The organism is Bradyrhizobium sp. YCK136 (assembly GCF_044570075.1).
Taxonomy (GTDB): Bacteria; Pseudomonadota; Alphaproteobacteria; order Rhizobiales; family Xanthobacteraceae; genus Bradyrhizobium; species Bradyrhizobium diazoefficiens.
On the sequence record NZ_CP172424.1, the window covers coordinates 511,803 to 531,096 of the forward strand.

22 protein-coding genes, 1 tRNA gene and 3 pseudogenes are annotated in these 19,294 nt (G+C 65.7%); 9 read left to right on the forward strand and 17 right to left on the reverse strand.

Annotated elements, in window-relative coordinates:
• Position 1 precedes the first annotated feature (1 nt).
• The 5 genes from ACFLEY_RS02435 to ACFLEY_RS02455 form a co-directional block, all read right to left on the reverse strand.
• Positions 2–205: a DUF1656 domain-containing protein gene (locus tag ACFLEY_RS02435; RefSeq protein WP_060909816.1), complete on the reverse strand. Its 204-nt coding sequence runs from the start codon at positions 203–205 to the stop codon at positions 2–4.
• Positions 202–2,085 carry an FUSC family protein gene (locus ACFLEY_RS02440; protein WP_060909817.1) on the reverse strand — a complete coding sequence of 628 codons (1,884 nt, stop codon included), beginning with the start codon at positions 2,083–2,085 and terminating at the stop codon, positions 202–204. The genes ACFLEY_RS02435 and ACFLEY_RS02440 overlap by 4 nt, the downstream gene beginning before the upstream one ends.
• A 153-nt stretch (positions 2,086–2,238) precedes the next feature.
• Positions 2,239–2,616: a response regulator transcription factor gene (locus ACFLEY_RS02445; RefSeq protein ID WP_028175265.1), complete on the reverse strand. Its 378-nt coding sequence runs from the start codon at positions 2,614–2,616 to the stop codon at positions 2,239–2,241.
• A 100-nt stretch (positions 2,617–2,716) separates the two neighbouring features.
• Positions 2,717–3,388, reverse strand: coding sequence for a response regulator transcription factor (locus ACFLEY_RS02450; protein WP_060909818.1), 672 nt, complete (start codon positions 3,386–3,388; stop codon positions 2,717–2,719).
• Positions 3,385–3,675, reverse strand: coding sequence for a sensor histidine kinase (locus ACFLEY_RS02455; protein ID WP_396604508.1), 291 nt, complete (start codon positions 3,673–3,675; stop codon positions 3,385–3,387). Before ACFLEY_RS02455 ends, ACFLEY_RS02450 begins: the two co-directional genes overlap by 4 nt.
• A 15-nt stretch (positions 3,676–3,690) precedes the next feature.
• Here ACFLEY_RS02455 and ACFLEY_RS02460 point away from each other — a divergent pair.
• Positions 3,691–4,623: pseudogene (locus tag ACFLEY_RS02460) on the forward strand (acyl-CoA dehydrogenase family protein); the annotation flags it as partial.
• A gap of 9 nt (positions 4,624–4,632) precedes the next feature.
• Here ACFLEY_RS02460 and ACFLEY_RS02465 read toward each other — a convergent pair.
• Positions 4,633–5,517 carry a LysR family transcriptional regulator gene (locus ACFLEY_RS02465; protein ID WP_396604509.1) on the reverse strand — a complete coding sequence of 295 codons (885 nt, stop codon included), beginning with the start codon at positions 5,515–5,517 and terminating at the stop codon, positions 4,633–4,635.
• Positions 5,518–5,620: 103 nt separating this feature from the next.
• Here ACFLEY_RS02465 and ACFLEY_RS02470 point away from each other — a divergent pair, with 103 nt between their 5' ends.
• Genes ACFLEY_RS02470 through ACFLEY_RS02480 form a run of 3 tightly spaced genes read left to right on the forward strand, consistent with a single transcriptional unit; the run spans position 5,621 to position 7,123 of the window.
• Positions 5,621–6,049 carry a DoxX family protein gene (locus ACFLEY_RS02470; protein WP_060909974.1) on the forward strand — a complete coding sequence of 143 codons (429 nt, stop codon included), beginning with the start codon at positions 5,621–5,623 and terminating at the stop codon, positions 6,047–6,049.
• A gap of 20 nt (positions 6,050–6,069) precedes the next feature.
• Entirely contained in the window at positions 6,070–6,528 is a 459-nt protein-coding gene (locus tag ACFLEY_RS02475) for a DsrE family protein (protein ID WP_060909973.1), read from the forward strand.
• Positions 6,521–7,123 (forward strand): TlpA disulfide reductase family protein, encoded by a 603-nt coding sequence (locus ACFLEY_RS02480; RefSeq protein ID WP_060909972.1) that lies wholly within the window; start codon positions 6,521–6,523, stop codon positions 7,121–7,123. The genes ACFLEY_RS02475 and ACFLEY_RS02480 overlap by 8 nt, the downstream gene beginning before the upstream one ends.
• Positions 7,124–7,128: 5 nt before the next feature.
• On the opposite strand, the pseudogene ACFLEY_RS02485 reads toward ACFLEY_RS02480, so the two are convergent.
• Positions 7,129–8,269: pseudogene (locus ACFLEY_RS02485) on the reverse strand (amidohydrolase/deacetylase family metallohydrolase).
• A gap of 129 nt (positions 8,270–8,398) precedes the next feature.
• A tRNA-Arg gene (locus tag ACFLEY_RS02490) sits at positions 8,399–8,475 on the reverse strand.
• Between the two features lie 160 nt (positions 8,476–8,635).
• Here ACFLEY_RS02490 and ACFLEY_RS02495 point away from each other — a divergent pair.
• Together ACFLEY_RS02495 and ACFLEY_RS02500 are read left to right on the forward strand one after the other, a co-directional pair.
• Positions 8,636–8,989 (forward strand): VOC family protein, encoded by a 354-nt coding sequence (locus tag ACFLEY_RS02495; protein ID WP_038966633.1) that lies wholly within the window; start codon positions 8,636–8,638, stop codon positions 8,987–8,989.
• A 124-nt stretch (positions 8,990–9,113) separates the two neighbouring features.
• A complete protein-coding gene (locus ACFLEY_RS02500) occupies positions 9,114–9,407 on the forward strand; it encodes a GYD domain-containing protein (RefSeq protein WP_011082959.1) in 294 nt (97 codons plus the stop codon).
• A gap of 57 nt (positions 9,408–9,464) precedes the next feature.
• Here ACFLEY_RS02500 and ACFLEY_RS02505 read toward each other — a convergent pair whose 3' ends face one another.
• The 5 genes and pseudogenes from ACFLEY_RS02505 to ACFLEY_RS02525 form a co-directional block, all read right to left on the reverse strand.
• Positions 9,465–10,421: a tripartite tricarboxylate transporter substrate-binding protein gene (locus tag ACFLEY_RS02505; RefSeq protein ID WP_060909923.1), complete on the reverse strand. Its 957-nt coding sequence runs from the start codon at positions 10,419–10,421 to the stop codon at positions 9,465–9,467.
• A gap of 46 nt (positions 10,422–10,467) precedes the next feature.
• The gene (locus tag ACFLEY_RS02510; protein ID WP_060909922.1) at positions 10,468–10,839 is read right to left on the reverse strand and encodes a cupin domain-containing protein; all 372 of its coding nucleotides are present in this window, start codon (positions 10,837–10,839) and stop codon (positions 10,468–10,470) included.
• A 26-nt stretch (positions 10,840–10,865) separates the two neighbouring features.
• A complete protein-coding gene (locus ACFLEY_RS02515) occupies positions 10,866–11,504 on the reverse strand; it encodes an RraA family protein (RefSeq protein WP_060909921.1) in 639 nt (212 codons plus the stop codon).
• A 26-nt stretch (positions 11,505–11,530) separates the two neighbouring features.
• A complete protein-coding gene (locus tag ACFLEY_RS02520) occupies positions 11,531–13,048 on the reverse strand; it encodes an AMP-binding protein (RefSeq protein ID WP_060909920.1) in 1,518 nt (505 codons plus the stop codon).
• A 96-nt stretch (positions 13,049–13,144) separates the two neighbouring features.
• A pseudogene (locus ACFLEY_RS02525) lies at positions 13,145–14,172 on the reverse strand (alpha/beta hydrolase).
• 208 nt (positions 14,173–14,380) lie between these two features.
• On the opposite strand from ACFLEY_RS02525, the gene ACFLEY_RS02530 reads away from it, so the two are divergent.
• Positions 14,381–15,001 (forward strand): hypothetical protein, encoded by a 621-nt coding sequence (locus ACFLEY_RS02530; RefSeq protein WP_038966637.1) that lies wholly within the window; start codon positions 14,381–14,383, stop codon positions 14,999–15,001.
• A 112-nt stretch (positions 15,002–15,113) separates the two neighbouring features.
• Here ACFLEY_RS02530 and ACFLEY_RS02535 read toward each other — a convergent pair whose 3' ends face one another.
• Entirely contained in the window at positions 15,114–15,326 is a 213-nt protein-coding gene (locus ACFLEY_RS02535) for a hypothetical protein (protein ID WP_028175138.1), read from the reverse strand.
• Between the two features lie 36 nt (positions 15,327–15,362).
• The gene (locus ACFLEY_RS02540) at positions 15,363–16,364 is read right to left on the reverse strand and encodes a 2-dehydropantoate 2-reductase (RefSeq protein WP_060909919.1); all 1,002 of its coding nucleotides are present in this window, start codon (positions 16,362–16,364) and stop codon (positions 15,363–15,365) included.
• 173 nt (positions 16,365–16,537) lie between these two features.
• Here ACFLEY_RS02540 and ACFLEY_RS02545 point away from each other — a divergent pair, with 173 nt between their 5' ends.
• Positions 16,538–17,131, forward strand: a complete 594-nt coding sequence (locus ACFLEY_RS02545) for a YidB family protein (RefSeq protein WP_161532572.1) — start codon at positions 16,538–16,540, stop codon at positions 17,129–17,131.
• A 41-nt stretch (positions 17,132–17,172) separates the two neighbouring features.
• Positions 17,173–17,445, forward strand: a complete 273-nt coding sequence (locus tag ACFLEY_RS02550; protein ID WP_161532573.1) for a GlsB/YeaQ/YmgE family stress response membrane protein — start codon at positions 17,173–17,175, stop codon at positions 17,443–17,445.
• Positions 17,446–17,540: 95 nt separating this feature from the next.
• On the opposite strand, the gene ACFLEY_RS02555 is transcribed toward ACFLEY_RS02550, so the two are convergent.
• Positions 17,541–18,326 (reverse strand): SDR family NAD(P)-dependent oxidoreductase, encoded by a 786-nt coding sequence (locus ACFLEY_RS02555; RefSeq protein WP_011082969.1) that lies wholly within the window; start codon positions 18,324–18,326, stop codon positions 17,541–17,543.
• Between the two features lie 114 nt (positions 18,327–18,440).
• A protein-coding gene (locus ACFLEY_RS02560) for an IS5 family transposase (protein WP_110115998.1) occupies positions 18,441–19,201 on the reverse strand; the annotation gives its coding sequence in 2 pieces (ribosomal slippage) (positions 18,441–18,862 and positions 18,862–19,201; 762 coding nt in all).
• Positions 19,202–19,294: the final 93 nt, after the last annotated feature.

A 19,294-nucleotide genomic window follows, 5' to 3' on the forward strand; every position in this document is an offset into this window, starting at 1 on the left:
CCTAGAAGAACAGTGCGAGCATGCCGAACATCGCCACGTAGAGGCAAAGTTCGGCCAGCGACGGGTTGCTGAAGACTCTCGCGAATCCGATGAAGCGCAGCAGCGGGCGCAGCAACAGGAACGCGAGTAGCGCGGTTGCCGCATAGGAAACGATGGGTGCAATGAGCACGCCGCCGATGACGAGTTCCCGATAGGTGTTCATCATGGTCGTTTCCCTTGGCTGGAGTCGGCCGGAGATTGTGACGGCGCGAAGGCCACGCTTGCCGCAATCAGCGCGGCAATGGCCGCGCTGGCCGACAGGTCGCTTCGTGCTGCCGACTGGTGCAGCGCCTCGGCTGCAGCGAGGATCACGCCGCTGTTCCGACGGGTGAGGGCCTCTCGCGCGGCCTGCGGCGCTACGGCCAGCGGCCCCTGTCCGACCCGGTCCAGTTCGGCGCGGCAACGCCGCAGGGCTGCGGCCTGGTCGAAACAGCGCATCGCCGTGCCGGCCATCTGATCGTCGATCGCGGAGGGGCCGTTTGCGGTCAAAATCTGCTCGATCCGCGCCGCGTCGCGAAAGGCGGCTTCCTCCGGCGCGAGGTGGCGGGCTCGTCCACCGTCGGCGCGGCTCAGTTCGCGCCGGGCCTCTCCCAGCAGCAGGCGAACTCGCCGGTCGCCCGACAAGGGAGGCAGCAGCAACTGCGCCGCGAAGACCAGCGTCGACGACAGGCAGACAAACAGGCTCGTCACGAGAAACACCTCGGGGTCGTAGCTCTGCGGATTGGTTGGTGCGAGCACGACGAGGGTGAACACCAGCACGAGGCGGCCGATTGAAGACAGCATGGGGCTCGGCAGCGTGATCAGCAGTGCGAGGCCGATGACGACAGGCGCAAGACCGATCGCGAGCAGCTGAAACTCGGACACACCGTTGAAGACGAGATATTTCAGGATGCCGGCCAGCACGCAGGCGATCGGCGTCGCCATCACCGCCACCATCGTGAAGTTGCGCGGCGAGGGTGACGTCGAGCCGAGGCCGATGATCACCGCAACGAGCGAGAGGCAGAGCTCGGTGGTCGGCCAGCCCGTCAGGACGAAGACAATTGCAATCAGCGTGAACGAGATCGCAGCCCGTGCGCCAGTCTCGGACGCGATGCGGCGCGAGCGATAGAGCGGCGCGCGCCATGCACGATACGGGCTCGTCCCTTCGCGCAGCGCATCGAGGCTGCCGCGGACTAGCGCGTTGTTTCGGCCGATTTCGGCCCGGAGCCAGGATCGGGATATCGCGACCAGCCCGGCTGCATCTGGCGCCAGCGCGGACGCGGCAGGGAGCGCTGCGAGCATGCGACCGAGCGAGAACGCGCTGACGAGATCGACCAGCGCGGAACGCGCGGCCGCGGTCCTTGCCGTGCCGATGCTCGATTCCGTCGTCAGGCTGGCGATCTCCGGACGCACCGCCGCGATGTCATGCAGCAGTCCAGCCCCAACGGCCGCGGATGGAGTCTCGCCGCGCTCGGCATCTCGCGCGAGATCCGTGACCCGGCGGTGCAGCACTTCGATGCGGCTTGCCAGAACCGGATGATAGCTCGGCGCGGCCAGAACCTCGTTCACAAGCGCCACCGCAAGGACGCCGATGCCGATGGCGGCGCCACGCGCGACGCCGGTCGGGAACACCTGTAGCGGCGTGTCGATCTGCTCGACGGCGATCAGGGCGACGGTGATGCAGCAGAGTGCCGCCGCATAGGCGCGATTGCCATCCAGCAGGCCGGCCACATAGGTGCAAAGCCCGACCCAGATGCCCAACACCACCAGCAGGAGGCCGCCGGTCTGGGAAAATAGGCCGGCGATCGCGATCGAGGCGATGACGCCGATGACGGTTGCGAGCAGGCGGTAACCGGCTTTTTCCATACCCTGACCGCGTGTCGGCAGCGCCAGCACAGCCACGGTGAGGGCCGCCGACGACGGGGATTCGAGCTCGAGCCAGAAGCCCACATACAACGCGAGCAGCATCGCCAGCCAGACCCGAAGCGCGAACGCCCAGGAACTTGCCGGAAAGCCGGCAAAGACCAGCGGACGCGGCGCGGCGGCACTTGTGGTGTTCACTGGCATCGTGCCCCATCCGTTTCCGGCAGAGCGTGCGGGCCTGCCGATCTCGCAAAATCAGCGCCGAATATGAGGTTTGCGGGGCTTGCCGGTATTTCCGGTCCACCAACCCGCTTGCCGGAATGCGCGTCCGGTTGGGGGCAGGGGCCGTCTTGCGGACTACGGCGCGTGGCCTGCCAGCGCCTCTTCGAGGTAGCGGATGATCTCGTCACCGCTGGAGGGCTTGCCGAGATAGCAATGCGCGCCAGCCGCCATCACGCGCCGGCGCACGGATTCGCTTGGAAATGCCGTCATGAAGATGATCGGGAAGCGTCGGCCGGACGCGATCAACTGTGCCTGCAGCTCATCGCCGGTGATGACAGGCATCTGGACGTCGGCGATCATGCATGCCGGATCGTCTCCCGGTGCCTGCCGCAGGAAATCCATGCCGGATTCGTAGGCCTGGGCCTCGTAGCCGATCGAGCGCACCAGGCTCGCCAGCGACGTGCGAACGCCTTCGTCGTCGTCTACGATCGCAATCACCGGGGTTTTGGCCATTGGCACACAATCCTGACCGCGGTGTTCCGCAAGGAGGGCATCTCCCTTTGCGCGGCCGATGGCGCCTTATGCACCCGGGGCAGTCCCGCAGGAATTATACTCAGGTGTGATCCGTAGTCCCGCGGGTTTGGGATACCCCCAGCGCCTCGGCCTTGCGGACGAGGTCGGCCAGCGACCGAACCCCCATCTTGCGCATGACGTTCCCGCGGTGGATCTTGACCGTGATCTCGCTGAGGCCGATCAGGGCCGCGACCTGCTTGTTCATCAGGCCGGCGGTGACATGGCCCATCACCTCGCGCTCGCGCGCCGTCAGGGTCTCGTACTGGGCGCGGATGTCCTCCTTGGTCGCGGCTTCGGCACGGTGCTGCGCATCACGTTCGAGCGCCGCCGTCACCGCATCGAGCATGTCCTGGTCGCGAAACGGCTTGGAGAGGAAATCGACGGCACCGGCCTTCATGGCACGCACCGACATCGGAATGTCCCCATGGCCCGTCATGAAGATGATCGGATAGCTGATGCCCTGCCGGACGAGCTGGCTCTGCAGATCGAGCCCGCTCACGCCCGGGAGGCGGACGTCCAGCACGATGCAGCCTGGGCCGCCGGGCAGCGAGCCGCCGAGCAGTTCCGCCGGCGAGCCGAACAGGCGCGTCTCGAGGCCGACGGATCGGAACAGGCTGTCGAGCGAGGCGCGGATGCCCGCATCGTCATCGACGATGATGACAGTCGCGCTTGAGGATTGCGTCGGCGGCTGAGCCTGGTTTGGTCGTGTCATGGCGAGGCGTGTTCTTGGCTATATGGCAATGTCAGGTGGAATGTCGCTCCCGAGCCCGGGGTGCTCACCACCGACAATCGGCCGCCGTGAGCTTCCAGCGTCCTTCGGCAGATCGCAAGCCCCATGCCCATTCCGCCGTCCTTTGTCGTGAAGAACGGATCGAACAGGCGTGCCATGTCATCAGGCGGGATGCCCGGGCCGCTGTCCCGCACCGTGATGGCGAGGGTTTCGCTGTCCACGGTGCCTGCACGCAGCGTGATGACGCGGGAACCGGGCCGGCCTGACATGGCCTGGCTGGCATTGACGCCGCCGTGCTGGATGATCTCGAGAGCACGGTGCCGGAGCTGACGACCGGCGTCTCCGTGCACAGCGCCATCGTCGCGCACTACATCCTCAATTACGGCTCGGAGGAGCAGAAGAAGCGCTGGCTGCCGAAGATGGCGAGCGGCGAGATGGTCGGCGCCATCGCCATGACCGAGCCCGGCACCGGCTATGACCTCCAGGCCGTGAAGACCACGGCGAAGAAGCAGGGCAATTCCTACGTCATCAACGGCCAGAAGACTTTCATCACCAATGGCCAGGCCGCCGATCTCGTCGTCGTGGTCGCGCGCACGGGCGAAGCCGGTGCGAAAGGCATTTCGCTGATCGTGGTCGAGACCGCAGGCGCGGACGGCTACAAGCGCGGGCGCAACCTCGACAAGATCGGCCTGCACGCTTCCGACACGTCGGAGCTGTTCTTCGACAACGTCACGGTGCCGCCGGAAAACCTGCTCGGCAAGGAGGAAGGCCAGGGTTTTGTCCAGCTGATGCAGCAATTGCCGCAGGAGCGCCTCGCGCTCGCGGTCGGCGCCGTCGCCTCGATGGAGCGCGCGGTCAAGCTCACCACCGAGTACACCAAGGAACGCAAGGCCTTCGGCAAGCCGCTGATGGATTTCCAGAACACCGCCTTCACGCTCGCCGAGCGCAAGACCGAAGCGATGATCGCGCGCGTCTTCGTCGACTGGTGCATCGAGCGCCTGGTCGCCGGGGATCTCGACACCGTCACGGCGTCGATGGCGAAATACTGGTGCTCGGACAAGCAGGTCCAGACCGCCGACGAATGCCTGCAGCTGTTCGGCGGCTACGGCTACATGCAGGAATACCCGATCTCGCGCATCTTCATCGATTCCCGCATCCAGAAGATCTATGGCGGCACCAACGAGATCATGAAGCTGTTGATCGCAAGGTCGCTGTGATCCGGCTGGTTACCTCATCCGCTTGTCGGCCGCGATGAAGTCGATGAAGGTCCTCACCTTCGCGGAGAGGTATTTGCGGCTCGGATAGACCGCGAACAGGCGCCCTTCGAAGATGATGTCGTCGGGCAGGATGTGCACGAGCCGGCCGGCGGCGATGTCGTCCGCGACCAGCCATTTCGGCAGGAAGGCGAAGCCCATGCCTTCCAGCGCGGCCATGTGGAGCAGCGTCTCGTTGCCGCTGCGCAGGACCGGGTTGAGCTTGATGGTCTCGACCGTGCCGTTCCTGTTCACGGAGAAGCTCTCTCCCGGATAGAGCGCGTAGTGCAACAGCGCCTGGCCGGCGAGATCGGCGAACTTCGTCGGGCGTCCGGCGCGTTTGAGGAACGCAGGGGCTGCAACCAACAAGAAGGGGACCTTGGTGATGGGACGCGCGATCAGCGCCTCGTCCGGCGTGCCGGTCGCGCGCAAGGCGAGATCGAATCCCTCCTCGACCAGATTGACCAGCCGCCCGCTGAGATCGACGTCGAGGCACACCTCCGGATAGCGAGCCTGGTAATCCGCCAGCACGCCCGCAAAGATCGCATTCGCCATCCACACCGGCGCGGTCAGCCGCAACGTACCGCGCGGAACGACGGTCGCCTTGCTGACGGCGGCCTCGACCTCGTCGAGCGAATCCAGCATCTGCCGCGCCTGCTCGAAATAGAGCGCGCCGCTCTCGCTCAGGCTGACGCTCCGGCTGGTGCGGTTGAGCAGCCGCGTGCCCAGCCGCTTCTCGAGCTGCATCACGTGCTTGCTCGCCATGGCGGGCGAAATGCGCAGGCGCTGCGCCGCGGTCGCAAAGCTCTTCAGCTCCGCGACCAGGCAAAACACCCTCATGCTGACCAGCGAGTCCATGAAATCATCAACATCCAGGAAAGGAATAAATCATGGAACGCATAATGATCAAATGAGGCGAAACCATCAAATGGTGGCGACCCACAGACCCTGGAGACCCACCATGACCGCCACCACCTTCGAAACCGCCACCCCGGGCCGCGCCCTTCGCATCGGCCTCTGGGCCGCACAGGGCCTGATCTTCTTCGTCTTCGCCTCGGCCGGGCTGGTCAAGCTGCTCACGCCTATCCCTCAGCTGGCCGCGATGATGCCCTGGGCCGGGCAGTATTCCGAAACCTTCGTCCGAATCATCGGACTGATCGACCTTGCCGGCGGGATCGGCATCCTGCTTCCGGCCCTGACGCGGATCCTGCCGCGGCTGACGGTGCTGGCCGCGCTCGGCTGCACCGTGTTGCAGGTGTTCGCGCTCGTCTTCCACCTCTCGCGTGGCGAGACTGATGTCACGCCGCTCAATGTCGTCCTGCTCGCGCTCAGCCTGTTCGTGCTGTGGGGACGCGACCGCAAGGCGCCGATTACGCCGCGTCAGCTCTGACCGGCAGGAACGCCGCCGCCATGATCTCAGCCAATGGATGGTCCCGGAGGGGTCTGCTCGCAGGCACCGCGATCCTCACCGCGGGCGGCGCCGCCGCCAGGGAGGATCGTCTCGCCGACGGCGTCGTGATCCTGATCGACAGCAACGAGCCCTATGTCATGGGACATGCGATCAGCTACTCGGCCAATCTCGCAAAGCACTTTGCCGACAAGGGCGCGCGATTGCTGATCGAGGTCGTCGCCAACGGCAAGGGCATCGACGTCTTCCGGGCGGACAAGACTCCGCTGGTCGAGCCGCTCGCGACGCTGCGGCAGTCGCTGCACAATCTCACCTACAGCATGTGCGCGTCGTCGAAGGCGATCGCCGAAGCCAAGGAGCAGGTCTCGATTCCGTTGATATCGGGCGCGAGCCTCGTCCCGTTCGGGATCGGCCGCGTCGTCGATCTGCAATTGAAGGGCTGGGCCTATATCCATGCGTGAGAAGCCTCGTGCGCCCGGCACGACACTGTCCAGGCGAGCGCTGCTGATGGCCGCGCCGGCGGCCCTTGTCCCTCCGCGCGCAAGCCGCGCGCAGGGCGGCGATCCCGCCTGGCCGCCGGTGTTGGAGGCCGGCCGCAGCCAGTTTACCGTCGTGCGGCCTCGCGCAACGATGCCGCAGCTCAGGCTTCAGGACCTGCACGGAAAAGACGTTGTGCTGACGGCGCGGCCGGGCCGGATTACGCTCGTCAATTTCTGGGCGACGTGGTGCGCGGCCTGCCGGCTCGACCTGCCCGTGCTCGCAAGCCTCGCGGGATCGCGGCCGGATCGGCTCGACGTTGTCGCGATCTGCACCGATACGAAGGACCTGCGCAAGATCCGCGCGTTCCTCGGCGGTCTAGCCGTGCAAAAGCTCGCCTGCTACGTCGATGCGTATGACACGACGGAAGCCTCAGCCTCGGCCTTCACGCTCGTCGGCATGCCCGTGACCTATCTGGTCGGCGCGAGCAACCACGTCGAGGGTTACATCACCGGCGCACCCGACTGGCTCTCGCCGGCGGGCACGCGGTTGCTGCAATTCTATCGCGAGCAAGCCTGATCCGCTCAATTCGGATGCAACCAGCGGCCACCGATGACCACGCCCTCCGAAACGATCTTGCGATCGCCGATCAGGTGCTCGCCGACGACGTCCTCATAGTCGAACTGGCCCTGCCTGACCGAAATCAGCGTGGCGTCGCCGACGCAGCCCGGCTTGAGGCTGCCGAGCTCGGGGCGGCGCAGCCGCCATCGCCGCGTTCACCGTCGAAGCGGCGACCACATCGGACAGCTCCATGCCCATGCACAGGAACTTCGACATGGTCGTGACCTGGTCGAAGGCCGGGCCATCGATGCAGAGTTGATGGATGTCGGAGGAGATCGTGTCCGGATAGAAGCCGTTGGCGAGCATCGCGCGCGCGGTCTTGAAGGCAAACGAGCCCTTGCCGTGGCCGATGTCGAACAGCACGCCGCGCTCGCGCGCATCCAGCACCGCCTTCTTCACCGTGCCCTGCGCCGTCGCCGGCGTGTTGGGGAAAGGGCGGAACGCATGGGTCAGCACGTCGCCGGGCCGCAGGCGCGCCAGCACGTCCTCATAGCTCGGCGGCGGATGGTCGATATGCGCCATCAGGGGCATGCCGACCTCGTTCGCGACCTCGAGCGCGATGTCGAGCGGCACGGCCCCCGACGTGCCCGAGGAGTGCAAGCCCACGCGCACCTTGATGCCGACGATGAGATCGCGGTTGGCATCCGTCACCTTGGCCGCCTCGATCGGATTCATCAGCCGCAACTCCTCGCTCTCACCCACCATGATCCGGTGCGAGAAGCCGAAGATGCCGGCATGCGAGACGTGCAGGTAAGCGAGAATGCGGACCTGGCTCGGCTCGATCACATGCTTGCGGAAGCCCGCGAAATTGCCGGGCCCCGCGCTGCCGGTGTCCACCGCCGTGGTGACGCCGGAGAGGCGGCAGAATTCCTCGGCATCGATGCCGAGCGAGGTGCCGCCCCAATAGACATGGGTGTGGAGATCGATCAGCCCCGGCGTCACGATGTAGCGTGACACGTCGCGCACCTCCGTGCCCGGATCCGCCTTGAGCCCGCTGCCCACCGCAGCGACCTTGCCGCCGGCAAAGCCGACATCGGTCACGGCGTCGAGTTTCTGGGACGGGTCGACCACACGGCCGCCGCGCAGGATCAAGTCGAAAGGCATTGTCGTCTCCGGATGGGCAGTGAGGCGTGGCTAGCAGGTCAGCCGGGCCAGCAAGGAAGGAAGCCGTTCGCTTCTAGCAATTTTTGCGCCGATGGACCCGCCAAATAGCGGCCAATGCCCATGACAAAATGGCGATCCCGGGATGACTCGAACATCCGACCTACGGTTTAGGAAACCGCCGCTCTATCCGGCTGAGCTACGGGACCGCGGAACCCGCGGGAGGCGGGTTTCGACCCCTCTTAGCAGAGCAGGATTGGGATCGCCAGTCGCCAGACGGGGTCAGCGATGCGCCGCGCCGATGGTCGTCAAACTGCGTTAGGGGTGTACCATGGTCCCAGCCCAAAACCGGGTCCAGGAGCCGGCACCATGATCGAGGGCATCAGTGCCATCACACTCGGCACCCATGACATGGCGCGCGCCGTGCACTTCTACCGTTCGCTCGGGTTCGAACTCCTGTATGGCGGCGAGGCCGCTGCATTCACCAGCTTTCGCGCCGGGACCGGCTATCTCAACCTGACCGCACAACCGGACGACAAGCACTGGTCCTGGTGGGGGCGCGTCATCTTCTACGTCGCCGATGTCGACGGGACCTACGAGCGCGCCCGCGCAGCCGGTTGGCAGCCATCGAGCACGCCTCGCGATGCGGAATGGGGTGAGCGCTACTTCCATCTCACCGACCCCGACGGCCACGAGCTCAGTTTCGCGCGTCCATTGTCCTGACCGAATAAGTCACACCCGCTGACGTTCCCAACGCGCAAGTAGCGCTCTCTCAGCCGCCGTGGCAAGCTCGGCGCGGTTGCCTCAAGCGAGAATTGTATCTGGGTTCTAACGAGGGAGGACGACCATGGTAACCTATGTCGTGCTGGGAAACTTCACCGATCAGGGAGTCCGCAACGTCAAGGACTCGCCGAAGCGGGCCGACGCCTTCAAGGAGATGGCCAAGACGTTCGGAGTGACCGTGAAAGAGATCGTCTGGACGCAGGGACGGTATGACGTTGTAACCGTTCTCGAGGCTCCAGATGAGGCTGCCGCGATGTCGCTCAGCCTTAGTCTCAGCGCACTCGGCAATGTCCGCACCGAAACGCTGCGCGCGTTTTCGGCGGCAGATATGACAAAGATCGTCGGCAAGATGCTCTGACGCTCAAGCCCGCGCGAGCGCACTGGACCCGGGATGGCAATCCCGGGAAGAGGCCTCTCATGCCCTGATATTGTTCTCGCGCACCACCTTGCCCCAATAGGCGACCTGCTTGTCGAAGAAGGTCTTGAAGGCGGCGCCGTCCTCGAGCAGCAGCGTCATGTGCTGGGTCTCCTTGAGCTGGGCTGCGGTCGCGGGTTCGCTCAGGATCTCCCTGGACGCCGTCGCCATGGCGGCGACGATCTCAGGCGGCGTGCCCGCGGGCGCGAAGATGCCCCACCAGGCCAGCGTCTCAAAGTCCGGAAAGCCCGCCTCGATCGCGGTCTGCGTATCGGGCAGCGCCGGCAGCCGCTCGCGGCCGAGCTGCAGGATCGGACGCAGCATGTTGGAGCCGAGCTGGGCTGCGACCAGCGCCGCCGATCCCGCGATCAGATCGACATGGCCGCCGAGCACGTCGTTCATCGCGGGGCCGCCGCCGCGATAGGGCACGTGCATGATCTCGACCCCGGCCTTGTTGCCGAGCACGGTCATGGCGAGATGGCCGAGCGTGCCGATGCCGACGGAGGCGTATTTCACCGCGCCGGGCGTTGCCTTGCAGGCCGCCACCACGTCGGCAAAGCTCTTGTAGGGACGGCCGGCGCCGGCCGCGATCACGTAAGGCGCGGTGCCGACTAGCAGCACCGGCATCAGCTCGCGCTCGACGTCCACCGGCGGCTTGTCGAGGATGGACGGGATCACCGCGTGGGAATCGAAGGTGACCAGGAACGTCGTGCCGTCCGCCGGGCTCTTGGCGACCTGCGCGGCGCCGAGCGCGCCGGCGGCGCCCGACTTGTTCTCGACCACGACGATGCGGCCAAGCTTGGTTTGCAGATTGCTCTGGAGCAGCCGCGCCATCGCGTCGGTCGAGCCGCCCGGCGGAAACGGCACGACCAGGGTGATCTTGCCGGCCTGCGCCGCCGCGGGCGCCATCGCCAGGATTGCGGGCGCTGCCAGCAGCGCCCGTCGTGTGATCGTCATGGTCCCCTCCCTTGTGTTTCCGCGCCCGGCTTTTGCTCTTTGGCGCTTAGGTCGTCCCGAAACCCGACCCGGGTTTTCTGTATTCTGGCCGCGGTGGACTGAAGATGTCCAGCACGCGGGCGCCCTCGGGGCCGGCGCGCATGGTGTGCGGCACATTGCCCGGCGTGCGCCAGAAGTCGCCCTTCTTCACGGGGATCTCCTCATCGCCCTGGACGCGGATGGCGGAGCCGTCGAGCAGCACGCCCCATTGCTCCTCGGGATGGTAGTGCAGCGTACCCTGCGCGTGCGGCGCCAGCGTCACCACCGACAGCATCGCCTGCTCGCCGGAGAAGATGCGCGTGGTCACCCCCGCCGCAAGCTCGCGGAACAGCCCGTCGCTGGCGTCGTCGAGATTGTGGAACTCTTCGTTCTGGCTCACGCCATCCTCCCCTTCGTTCGTGCCGATCAGGACTTGCCATAGGAGCCCTGATAGCGGCCCTCGCGGATCGCCTTCAGCGTCTCCTCCTCGCGCGCGACCTGGGCGCGCACGGCTTCCAGCAACGCGGCCGAACCAGCCGCGGGAAACGACACCACGCCGTCCTCGTCGCCGACCACGATGTCGCCGGGCGAGATCACGCTGCCGCCGACCGTAACAGGCACATTGATCTCGCCGGGGCCGTTCTTGTAGGGGCCGCGATGGATCACCGCGCGGGCATAGCAGGGGAAGTCATCAGCCGCGAACGCCGCGACATCGCGGATCGCGCCGTCGATGACGTAGCCTTCGGCTTTGCGCCACTGCGCGATGTTCTTCATGATCTCGCCGACCAGCGCGCGGGTCTCGTCGCCGCCGCCATCGACCACGATGACGTCGCCGGGACCGACCAGATCGAGCGCGCGGTGGATGGCGAGATTGTCGCCGGGCCGGGTGCGCACCGTGAAGGCCGTGCCCACCAGCTTGCCGCCGCGATGATAGGGCTTCAGCCCCACCGCGCCCGGCAAGCGGGCGAGGTTGTCTGAAATGACGGAGGTCGGCGCACCTCGAAAGCCCTCGATGATGTCGGCCGGCGGCTTCGGCACGCTGTTGGCTGCGATCGTGATGGTCATGTCAAAGAGTCCTTTCGTGAATTTTCTTATTCGGCGTGCGCCCGCGCCTTCGCCGGCCAGATCCGGAAGGCGCGCCCCTCCTTCATCCACGCCGCGCGCTCGTCGCGCAACAGCGTGCGGCGCACTTTTCCGGAATCATCGCGCGGCGGGGCGCTGACGATCTCGAAACTCTCGGGGTGCTTGTAGCGGCTGAGCCTGTCCTTCAAGAACTCCGCCATGCCGTCGGCGATAACCTGGCCGTCCGCATCCAGCTCCTGCTCGATGATGGCATGCACGCGCTGGCCCAATTCTGGATCAGGCAATCCCACCACCACGCAGGAGCGCACGCCGGGGCAGGCGGAGACGGCGGCCTCGACTTCGGCCGGATAGATGTTGGCGCCGCCGCGCAGCACCATGTCGGCGAGGCGGTCGCCGAGATAGAAATAGCCTTCCGCATCCAGCCTGCCGATATCGCCGAGCGATTCCCAGCCGTCGGCGCGCCGCTTCGGCTCGGCGCCGAGATAGTGATAGGTGGCGTCCTTGCCGTCATTGTTGAGGAAATAGATCTCGCCGGTCTCGCCCGGCGCGACGTCGTTGCCGTCCTCGCCGATGATGCGCAGGCGCGCCATCTCGCCGATCTTGCCGACCGAGCCCTTGTGGGTCAGCCATTCCGTGCCTGATATGATGCAGGAGCCTTGCCGCTCGGTGCCGCCATAGAGCTCCCAGACCCGCTCGGGCCCGAGCCAGGCGATCCAGTTCTCCTTCAGCCAGGGCGGCATCGGAGCCGCCATGTGAAACACGGTCTGAAGGCTCGAGACATCGTAGGCGTTGCGCACGTTCTCGGGCAGCGCCCAGATCCGGTGCATCATGGTCGGCACGAAATTGACCCACTGCACGCGCTCGCGTTCGATCAGCCGCAGCGTCTCCTCGGCGTCGAACTTGACGAGGCCGGTGAGCTGGCCGCCGGCGAACAGCGCGGTGTGCGACACGATGAACGGCGCATTGTGGTAGAGCGGGCCGGGATTGAGCAGCGAGACCCCGAAGGGGATGTTGAGCGCCGGCGCGGCGACGGTGTCGGTCACCGCCGGGTGATGATCGAGGATCACTTTCGGGCGGCCGGTCGAGCCGCCTGAGGTCATGGCCTTCCAGTAGCGCGCCACCGGCGGCGTCAGCGGCTCGTCCGAAAATCCTTCCGGCACGAAATCCGCAGGCAGACGGTTCGGCGCGTTCCAATCGGCCTCGCCGCCGACCACCAGCGCAGGCTTGAGGATGTCGAGCACCGCGGCGGCTTCGCCGCGCGGCAACCGCCATGACAGCGAGGTCGGTGTCGCCCCGCACTTCCAAATCGCAAACGAGGTCTCGAAGAATGCATTACCGTTGGGAAGACCGATCGCGACGAAATCGCCGGGCTTGACGCCCTTGGCCGCGAACGCCCGCGCGCGCCGGTTGGCGCCGCGCTCGAGCTCGTCCCATGTCAGCGTATCCTGCCCGTGGCGGACGGCGATCGCGCCTTGGGGTTTGCGCTCAGCGTACCAGCGCGGCACGTCGGACAGGGGCAGCAGCATCAGGCGTTTCCACTTCGTCTTCTTGGCGGCGCCTCGGGGTGAGACGCTCGCGGTGCGAAGTGTAACAGCCGGAGCCGGAGCTTCAAGGCAGCGGCGTCAGCGCTCGGCGCCGCAGCCCGGAATATCGAACAGGGCCGCGAGCCCGCATTTCGAGGTCAGCATCTTGTCGCCGTCATGACCGACGCCGGGAACGTCCCAGACCCGGTGGTTTGGCGTACCGTGATCGCGCTTGGCCATCGCGTCCACGTAAGCGTGGCCGCGGGCGTAACGATAAGGCCCCTGCGCCTCCGCCATGCAGCTCTTGTCCAGCGCGGAATGCTTCGGGTTGGTGTCGAGCGTGCCAAGCAGATAGATCACCTCGCGCTCGACATAGCGCTGCTCGAGCGCCGCCGGCGTCGCGTCGGCGAGATAGGGCGGCCGGTCGCCCATGCCGTATTTCCAGTTGTTGTAGCCCGGACAGGACGCGGCAATTGCGGGCACCGGCCGGTCGGCGCTGAAATAGGCATAGGACGAGGGGTTGGCGACGACATAGCGGACGTCGATGTGCTGGCGCGACAGCGCCGTCTCGCCCTTGCCGGCGATGGCATAGCGTTGCACGACCTGTCCGCCGCCGGAATGGCCGGCAACCACGACCTGCTTCAGGTTCGGGAAGACGCGCCGGTCGGCGAGTCTTGCGAGGATCGCATCGAGCGCCTCGAACGAGGAGACCGGATTGGGCGCAAGCGCAGCATCGGGCCCTCCCATCCCTCCAGCGACCAGCGCAGCGTGTCCTCCGTCAGCTTGTGCGCTTCGATATCGATCTCGGCGAGAAACTGCGGCACGATCATCAGTGCGGCCTTGCCGTCGTCGCCCGCCGCGGCCTGCGCGTTGTTGGCCGATATGTAATATTCGTCGGCGTTGCGCAGGCGTCCGTGCAGCACGATGACGGCGCGCGAGATCGCGGGCTGCGGCATCGACCAGTCGCGGGAGAGGTAGAGCCGCAGCGTTCCCCGGCCGCCGACCGAGAGCCGTGCATCGCCGATCGCCTTCACCGGCTTGCGGTTGGGCGCATCTTCGTCCGCTGCAAAGGCATGGCCGCAGATCAGCACCAGGACGAGTGCGGCAAGACAGGCCAGCGCTCTCATGACAAACATTCCCCTTCGCCTCCGAATGGATAGAACTCTAAGCGCATGACGTGCCGTACGGCTGTGACTCCCGCGCCACGTCAAGCAAAAAATGTCAGCATTGCAGTCATGAAATTCCCGAGTTCCATGGGTGACAAGCCGGCGATAAAGAGGCAAAAATTGGCCCGACTCAGTTCGGGTTGAGTTTTGCAAGGAATGCTCTCGTAGAATGTGGTCCGTGTTTGCATCGCGTCGTGCGGCGCTTCTCGTTGCTGCAGCAGGATTTTTTCTGCTGACGCACGCGCATGCCCAAGCGCAATGGTGGAAGCGCGCGCCTGTCGACTTCGAGGAATGCGCTGATGCCGCCGAGAAGGCCACGACCAAGGCGGAGAAAACGTCGGCGCTTGCGGATTGCAACGCCAAGTTCGCCGGACGCCGCAAGCCGGGCGGCGGCTACTCCTATTACGACTTCCTCCAGGACCGCACCTTCGATATCGCAGGTCCCAACCCGACGCCGGAAGAGCAGAAGAAGATCGACGAAGCCTACACCGCCTATCTCGCCAATCAGCGCCGCAGCAATGAAGCGGCCCAGGCCACCGCGCGTCAGCAGCGCGAGCAGCAGGAACAACAGGTGCAGCAGCTCCAGCAGGTCGCGCTGCGGACCGACGTCGAGCGCGTGCCCGTCCCGGTCGAACGGCCGAAGGTGCAGCAGGCCGTGGGCCCGAGGCCGAAGGGCGCACCCTGCACCAAGGGCTCGTTCTCCTGCGAATGGCCGCGGCTGTCGGAAAGCCTGAACGATCTGAAGAAGCTGTTCAGCCCGACGCCGAGCAAGCCGGCGAAGAAGGGGTGAGCTTCTCGCACTGACCGTCGGGTGGGCAAAGGCGCGCGCTTCGCGCCCCGTGCCCACCATTCCGGCAAGAAGGAAGATGGTGGGCACGCTTCGCTTTGCCCACCCGACATCCTCAGTTCGGCTGCTTCTTCTTGCTGCGCTTCGGTTTGACCACCGGCGCATCCGCCGGCGCTGTCGCCGGTGAACTGCCCAACTGCGACCTGCTCTCCTGCAATCGCCTGTCATAACCGGGAGAGTTCATGACCGTCGGCGGCCGGGCTTCCGCAAACGTGGACGCGCCGCAGAGCACGGCCAGTGCGAATCCGATCATCAAGAAACGCCTCATCGTTACTCCTCCGGTCGCGCGGCATGCACTCAGGCGCTACCCGCGAATCTGCTGCGGCGTCAGCCCGGGAGGGCCGTTGCCGGCGACTTCAGCTTCCTTGATCAGCGCAACAATGCGGCGCATCAGCGGCACATTGACATTGCTCTGCTCGGCAAGCGCGATGACCGCGCCCTGGAGATAGTCGATCTCGGTCTTGCGGCCCTGCTTCAGGTCCTGCCACATCGAAGAGCGCGCCTCGGGATCGATCTTCATGGTCCGCCCCAGGATCGCGTTGAAGATCATGTCGGGCAATCTCAGCAATGTCGGCGTCCAGTTCAGCGGGATCGGCGTCGCGGAGACCGGATTGATGCCGGCGGCCTTCATCGCAGCCAACCCCTCTGCCATCTGTTCGGCGAACAGTTTTCGCCAGTTGCGGCTTGCCAGTTGCGCGGCGAGCGGCATGTCCGACAATGCGCTGAGCGCGTTGTTCAGGTTGATGATCAGCTTGCCCCATTGCACGCCGGTGATGTCGCGGCTCGCGCGCATCGACAGACCGGGCACCGAGAGCGCCGCGGCCGTGTTCTCGGCGTCCTCTCCGACATGGATGTCGCCGGAAGTCGAGCGGTGGAAGCGCCCCTCGCCCATCGCGATCACGTTGAACGGCACCATGCCGGCGAGCACGCGCCGGCCGCCGAGGTGCTCGCGCAGCACCGCGACATTGCCGACGCCGTTCTGAAGCGAGACGATGACAGCGTCCTGCGGCGCGTGCTGCGCGATCTGGTCCGCGACATCGGCGGTGTCGGCGCTCTTCACGGTCACCAGCACGATGCCGGCACTATGGAAGATCGCGGGATCCTCCGACAGCGCGAGCTGACCGGCCCCGAGCTTCTTCTCGGAGCCGTCGAAATCGGTCAGCCGCAGGCCGAACCGCTCGATTTCGGTCTTCACCCGCGGCCGCACCAGCAGCGCGACGCGACGGCCGGCAGCCGCCAGCATGCCGCCGACGAAACAGCCGATGGCGCCCGCGCCGGCCACCACGATCGGTCGATCCGCAACCACCTGACCTCACCGGCCTTCGATAGCAGAGCCGGGGGCCTCGCGGCTACGGCGCGTCCGCCTTGTAACGGTCATGAGAGCCCCATATGTTTTCGCCCCGGGGGGCTTGTCAGCGGCGAGCGCTCGCCGAACGGGAACGGCAAACTCGCCGAACGAGAACGCCAAAGGAGAGCACCATGGGTCTACTCGACGTCCTCAACGGCATGCAGAACGGCCCGCACGGATCGCGCACGGGCGAGCAACCATCCTCCGGCGGCATGTCGCCGATGACCATGGCGCTGCTCGGCCTGCTCGCCTGGAAGGCATTCAAGCATCTGACAGCAGGCCAGCCGGGCGACGCGCCCGCCCCGCAGCAGCGCTCACCGCTGCCGCCTCCGACGCCTGTCAATACGGGCAACGCCACGCTTCCCGGAGGGAGCGGCGGCGGTCTCGGCGATCTGCTCAAAGGCGGCCTCGGGGGCCTGCTCGCGGGCGGCGCGGCCGGCACCGTGCTGAGCGGCGGGCTCGGCGATCTCCTCAATCAGCTCCAGCAGGGCGGCCACGGTGAGACCGCGAATTCGTGGGTCGGCAAGGGCCAGAACAAGCCGATCGCGCCCGGCGATCTCGCCAGCGCACTCGGCGCGGACCAGATCGAGAGCCTGTCCGCCCAGAGCGGCCTGTCGCGCGAGGAGCTGCTCTCCGGCCTCAGCCAATATCTGCCGCAGGTGATCGACCACCTGACGCCGGATGGACGGCTGCCGACCGAGAACGAACTCTCGGGCAGAATTTAGTCAAGATTGATCTGCGCGTTCTCGGGAAGGGGAGCATTGTCATGAGCATGGGCGGCCTGTTGTGGATCATCGTCGTCGGCTTCATCGCCGGTCTCATCGCGCGCTGGCTCGCGCCGGGGCCGAACAATCCGAGCGGCTTCATCCTCACCACCATCCTAGGCATCGCCGGTGCGTTTCTGGCGACGTTCGTCGGCCAGGCGATCGGGCATTACGGCGCGGACCAGGGCGCCGGCTTCATCATGGCCACGATCGGCGCGGTGGTGGTGCTGTTCATCTGGCACCGGCTGGTGGCGAGCGGCGTGATCAAGGGGTAGCCACCGTCATTCCGGGGCGCGCAACGCGCGAACCCGGAATCTCGAGATTCCGGGGTCGATGCTAACGCATCGCCCCGGAATGACGTCGTGTAGAGTCACGCAATCAAATGCATGCCAGCGTCCATGCGCACGACCTCGCCAGTCATGTTGCTGGAGGCCGGCATCGCCAGGAAGCAGACGAGCTGCGCGATGTCGTCGGCGGTTGACGCGACCTTCAGCGGCACCTTCGCCACCACGCTGTCGCGCACCTGCTTTGCGCCGGCCTCGCCGCGGCCCTTGGTGAACCAGGGCGTGTCGATATAGCCGGGGCATACCGTGTTGACGCGGATCAGCGGCGCCAGCGCCCGCGACAGCGACAGCGTCATCGTGTTCAGCGCGCCCTTGCTCGCGGCATAGGCGATCGACGAGCCGACGCCGCTGATGCCGGCGACCGACGACACGTTGACCACCGCCGACGGGCGCCCCGACGCCTTCGCGCCGGCTTCCAGCAGGCTGCGCGCCGCGCGCACCATCTGGAACGGGCCGATGGTGTTGACGCCGTAAAGGCGCTGGAAATCTTCCGCCGACAATCCGTCGAGATCGGCATGGGCGACATGCTTGGTGGTGCCGGCATTGTTGACGAGCACGTCGAGCCGGCCCCAGCCGCTGGCTGCCGCAACGATCTTGCGGCAATCCTCATCCTTGGAAACGTCGCCCTGGGCGACCAGGACTTCCGCAGCGCCCGCGTTGCGGCAGAGCTCTGCCGTGGCCTCGGCTTCCTTCTGGCTCGACGAATAGTTGATGACGAGCCGCGCCCCGCTCCGTGCGAGAATTTCCGCGGTCGCTGCGCCAAGTCCGGATGCGGACCCCGTCACGATTGCGCATAAGCTGTCTTTGGCCATCCGGATTTCCTTCCCCTGTATCTGATGCAAGCCTTGGGTCGCTGGCCCTGTTTAGCGAGTTTGCCGCACCCTGCAAATCGAGCAAACTCCGCTAAGCGGAATTAGGGTCCAGACTCAATTGAGCCAATATGCGACGAGAGCGGCGAGATGAACAGCGGCCAAAAAATTACGGGCGAGCTTGTCATATCGCGTGGCGATGCGCCGGAAGTCCTTGAGCCTGCAAAAGCAGCGTTCGATGACATTTCGTCCTTTGTAGGCGCGTTTGTTGAAGCGATGGATGACGACACGGTTAGATTTATTGGGGATTACGGGCTTGGCGCCACGACGAATGATTTCGCCGCGAAGCTTGTCGCCATCATACCCTTTGTCGGCGAGGAGCACGCTCATGGGTGGCGCGAGCGCCAGGACATCGGGAGCCGCAGCGATATCGGCATCCTGGCCTGGAGTCAGATGCAGGACGACCGGCCGGCAGAGCGGATCGCTCAGCGCATGGATTTTTGTCGTGCGGCCTCCGCGCGAGCGGCCGATTGCTTGATTGTGCTCCCCCCTTTTCCGCCGGAGGCACACCGGTGAGCTTTAATCGAGGTCGAGTCGAGCGACAGTACGACGCCGTCTTCGCCAGGCTTGGCCAGCGCTTCGAAGATTGCGCACCATCGTCCTCGCTTGGCCCAGCGATTGAAGCGATTGTAGATCGTCGTGTAAGGGCCGTATTCACGTGGACAATCACGCCATCGTGCACCCGATTGCAGCATGTGAATGATGCCGCTGACGATGCGTCGGTCGTCGTCCCGATCCGGCCCCGTCAGTCCCCTCGGCAGATGCGGTTCGATACGCGCCCATTGCCTGTCGTTCAGCCAAAACAAACCAGCGCGCATTCTCTCGCCCCCGAATCAACACGTAGGCAAGAGAATCACGTGGCGCTATTTAGGTACAGACCCTAGTCCAGATCGGTTCTCGCGCCCATGCCG

Coding starts and splice junctions, on each gene's coding strand:
- ACFLEY_RS02500 (WP_011082959.1), top strand. CDS start 9,114: ATGGTAACCTATGTCGTGCTGGGAAACTTCACCGATCAGGGAGTCCGC.
- ACFLEY_RS02445 (WP_028175265.1), bottom strand. CDS start 2,616: ATGGCCAAAACCCCGGTGATTGCGATCGTAGACGACGACGAAGGCGTT.
- ACFLEY_RS02535 (WP_028175138.1), bottom strand. CDS start 15,326: ATGAGGCGTTTCTTGATGATCGGATTCGCACTGGCCGTGCTCTGCGGC.
- ACFLEY_RS02520 (WP_060909920.1), bottom strand. CDS start 13,048: ATGCTGCTGCCCCTGTCCGACGTGCCGCGCTGGTACGCTGAGCGCAAA.
- ACFLEY_RS02470 (WP_060909974.1), top strand. CDS start 5,621: ATGACCGCCACCACCTTCGAAACCGCCACCCCGGGCCGCGCCCTTCGC.
- ACFLEY_RS02480 (WP_060909972.1), top strand. CDS start 6,521: ATGCGTGAGAAGCCTCGTGCGCCCGGCACGACACTGTCCAGGCGAGCG.
- ACFLEY_RS02550 (WP_161532573.1), top strand. CDS start 17,173: ATGAGCATGGGCGGCCTGTTGTGGATCATCGTCGTCGGCTTCATCGCC.
- ACFLEY_RS02450 (WP_060909818.1), bottom strand. CDS start 3,388: ATGACACGACCAAACCAGGCTCAGCCGCCGACGCAATCCTCAAGCGCG.
- ACFLEY_RS02440 (WP_060909817.1), bottom strand. CDS start 2,085: ATGCCAGTGAACACCACAAGTGCCGCCGCGCCGCGTCCGCTGGTCTTT.
- ACFLEY_RS02465 (WP_396604509.1), bottom strand. CDS start 5,517: ATGGACTCGCTGGTCAGCATGAGGGTGTTTTGCCTGGTCGCGGAGCTG.
- ACFLEY_RS02505 (WP_060909923.1), bottom strand. CDS start 10,421: ATGACGATCACACGACGGGCGCTGCTGGCAGCGCCCGCAATCCTGGCG.
- ACFLEY_RS02495 (WP_038966633.1), top strand. CDS start 8,636: ATGATCGAGGGCATCAGTGCCATCACACTCGGCACCCATGACATGGCG.
- ACFLEY_RS02455 (WP_396604508.1), bottom strand. CDS start 3,675: ATGTCAGGCCGGCCCGGTTCCCGCGTCATCACGCTGCGTGCAGGCACC.
- ACFLEY_RS02475 (WP_060909973.1), top strand. CDS start 6,070: ATGATCTCAGCCAATGGATGGTCCCGGAGGGGTCTGCTCGCAGGCACC.
- ACFLEY_RS02515 (WP_060909921.1), bottom strand. CDS start 11,504: ATGACCATCACGATCGCAGCCAACAGCGTGCCGAAGCCGCCGGCCGAC.
- ACFLEY_RS02555 (WP_011082969.1), bottom strand. CDS start 18,326: ATGGCCAAAGACAGCTTATGCGCAATCGTGACGGGGTCCGCATCCGGA.
- ACFLEY_RS02530 (WP_038966637.1), top strand. CDS start 14,381: ATGTGGTCCGTGTTTGCATCGCGTCGTGCGGCGCTTCTCGTTGCTGCA.
- ACFLEY_RS02435 (WP_060909816.1), bottom strand. CDS start 205: ATGATGAACACCTATCGGGAACTCGTCATCGGCGGCGTGCTCATTGCA.
- ACFLEY_RS02545 (WP_161532572.1), top strand. CDS start 16,538: ATGGGTCTACTCGACGTCCTCAACGGCATGCAGAACGGCCCGCACGGA.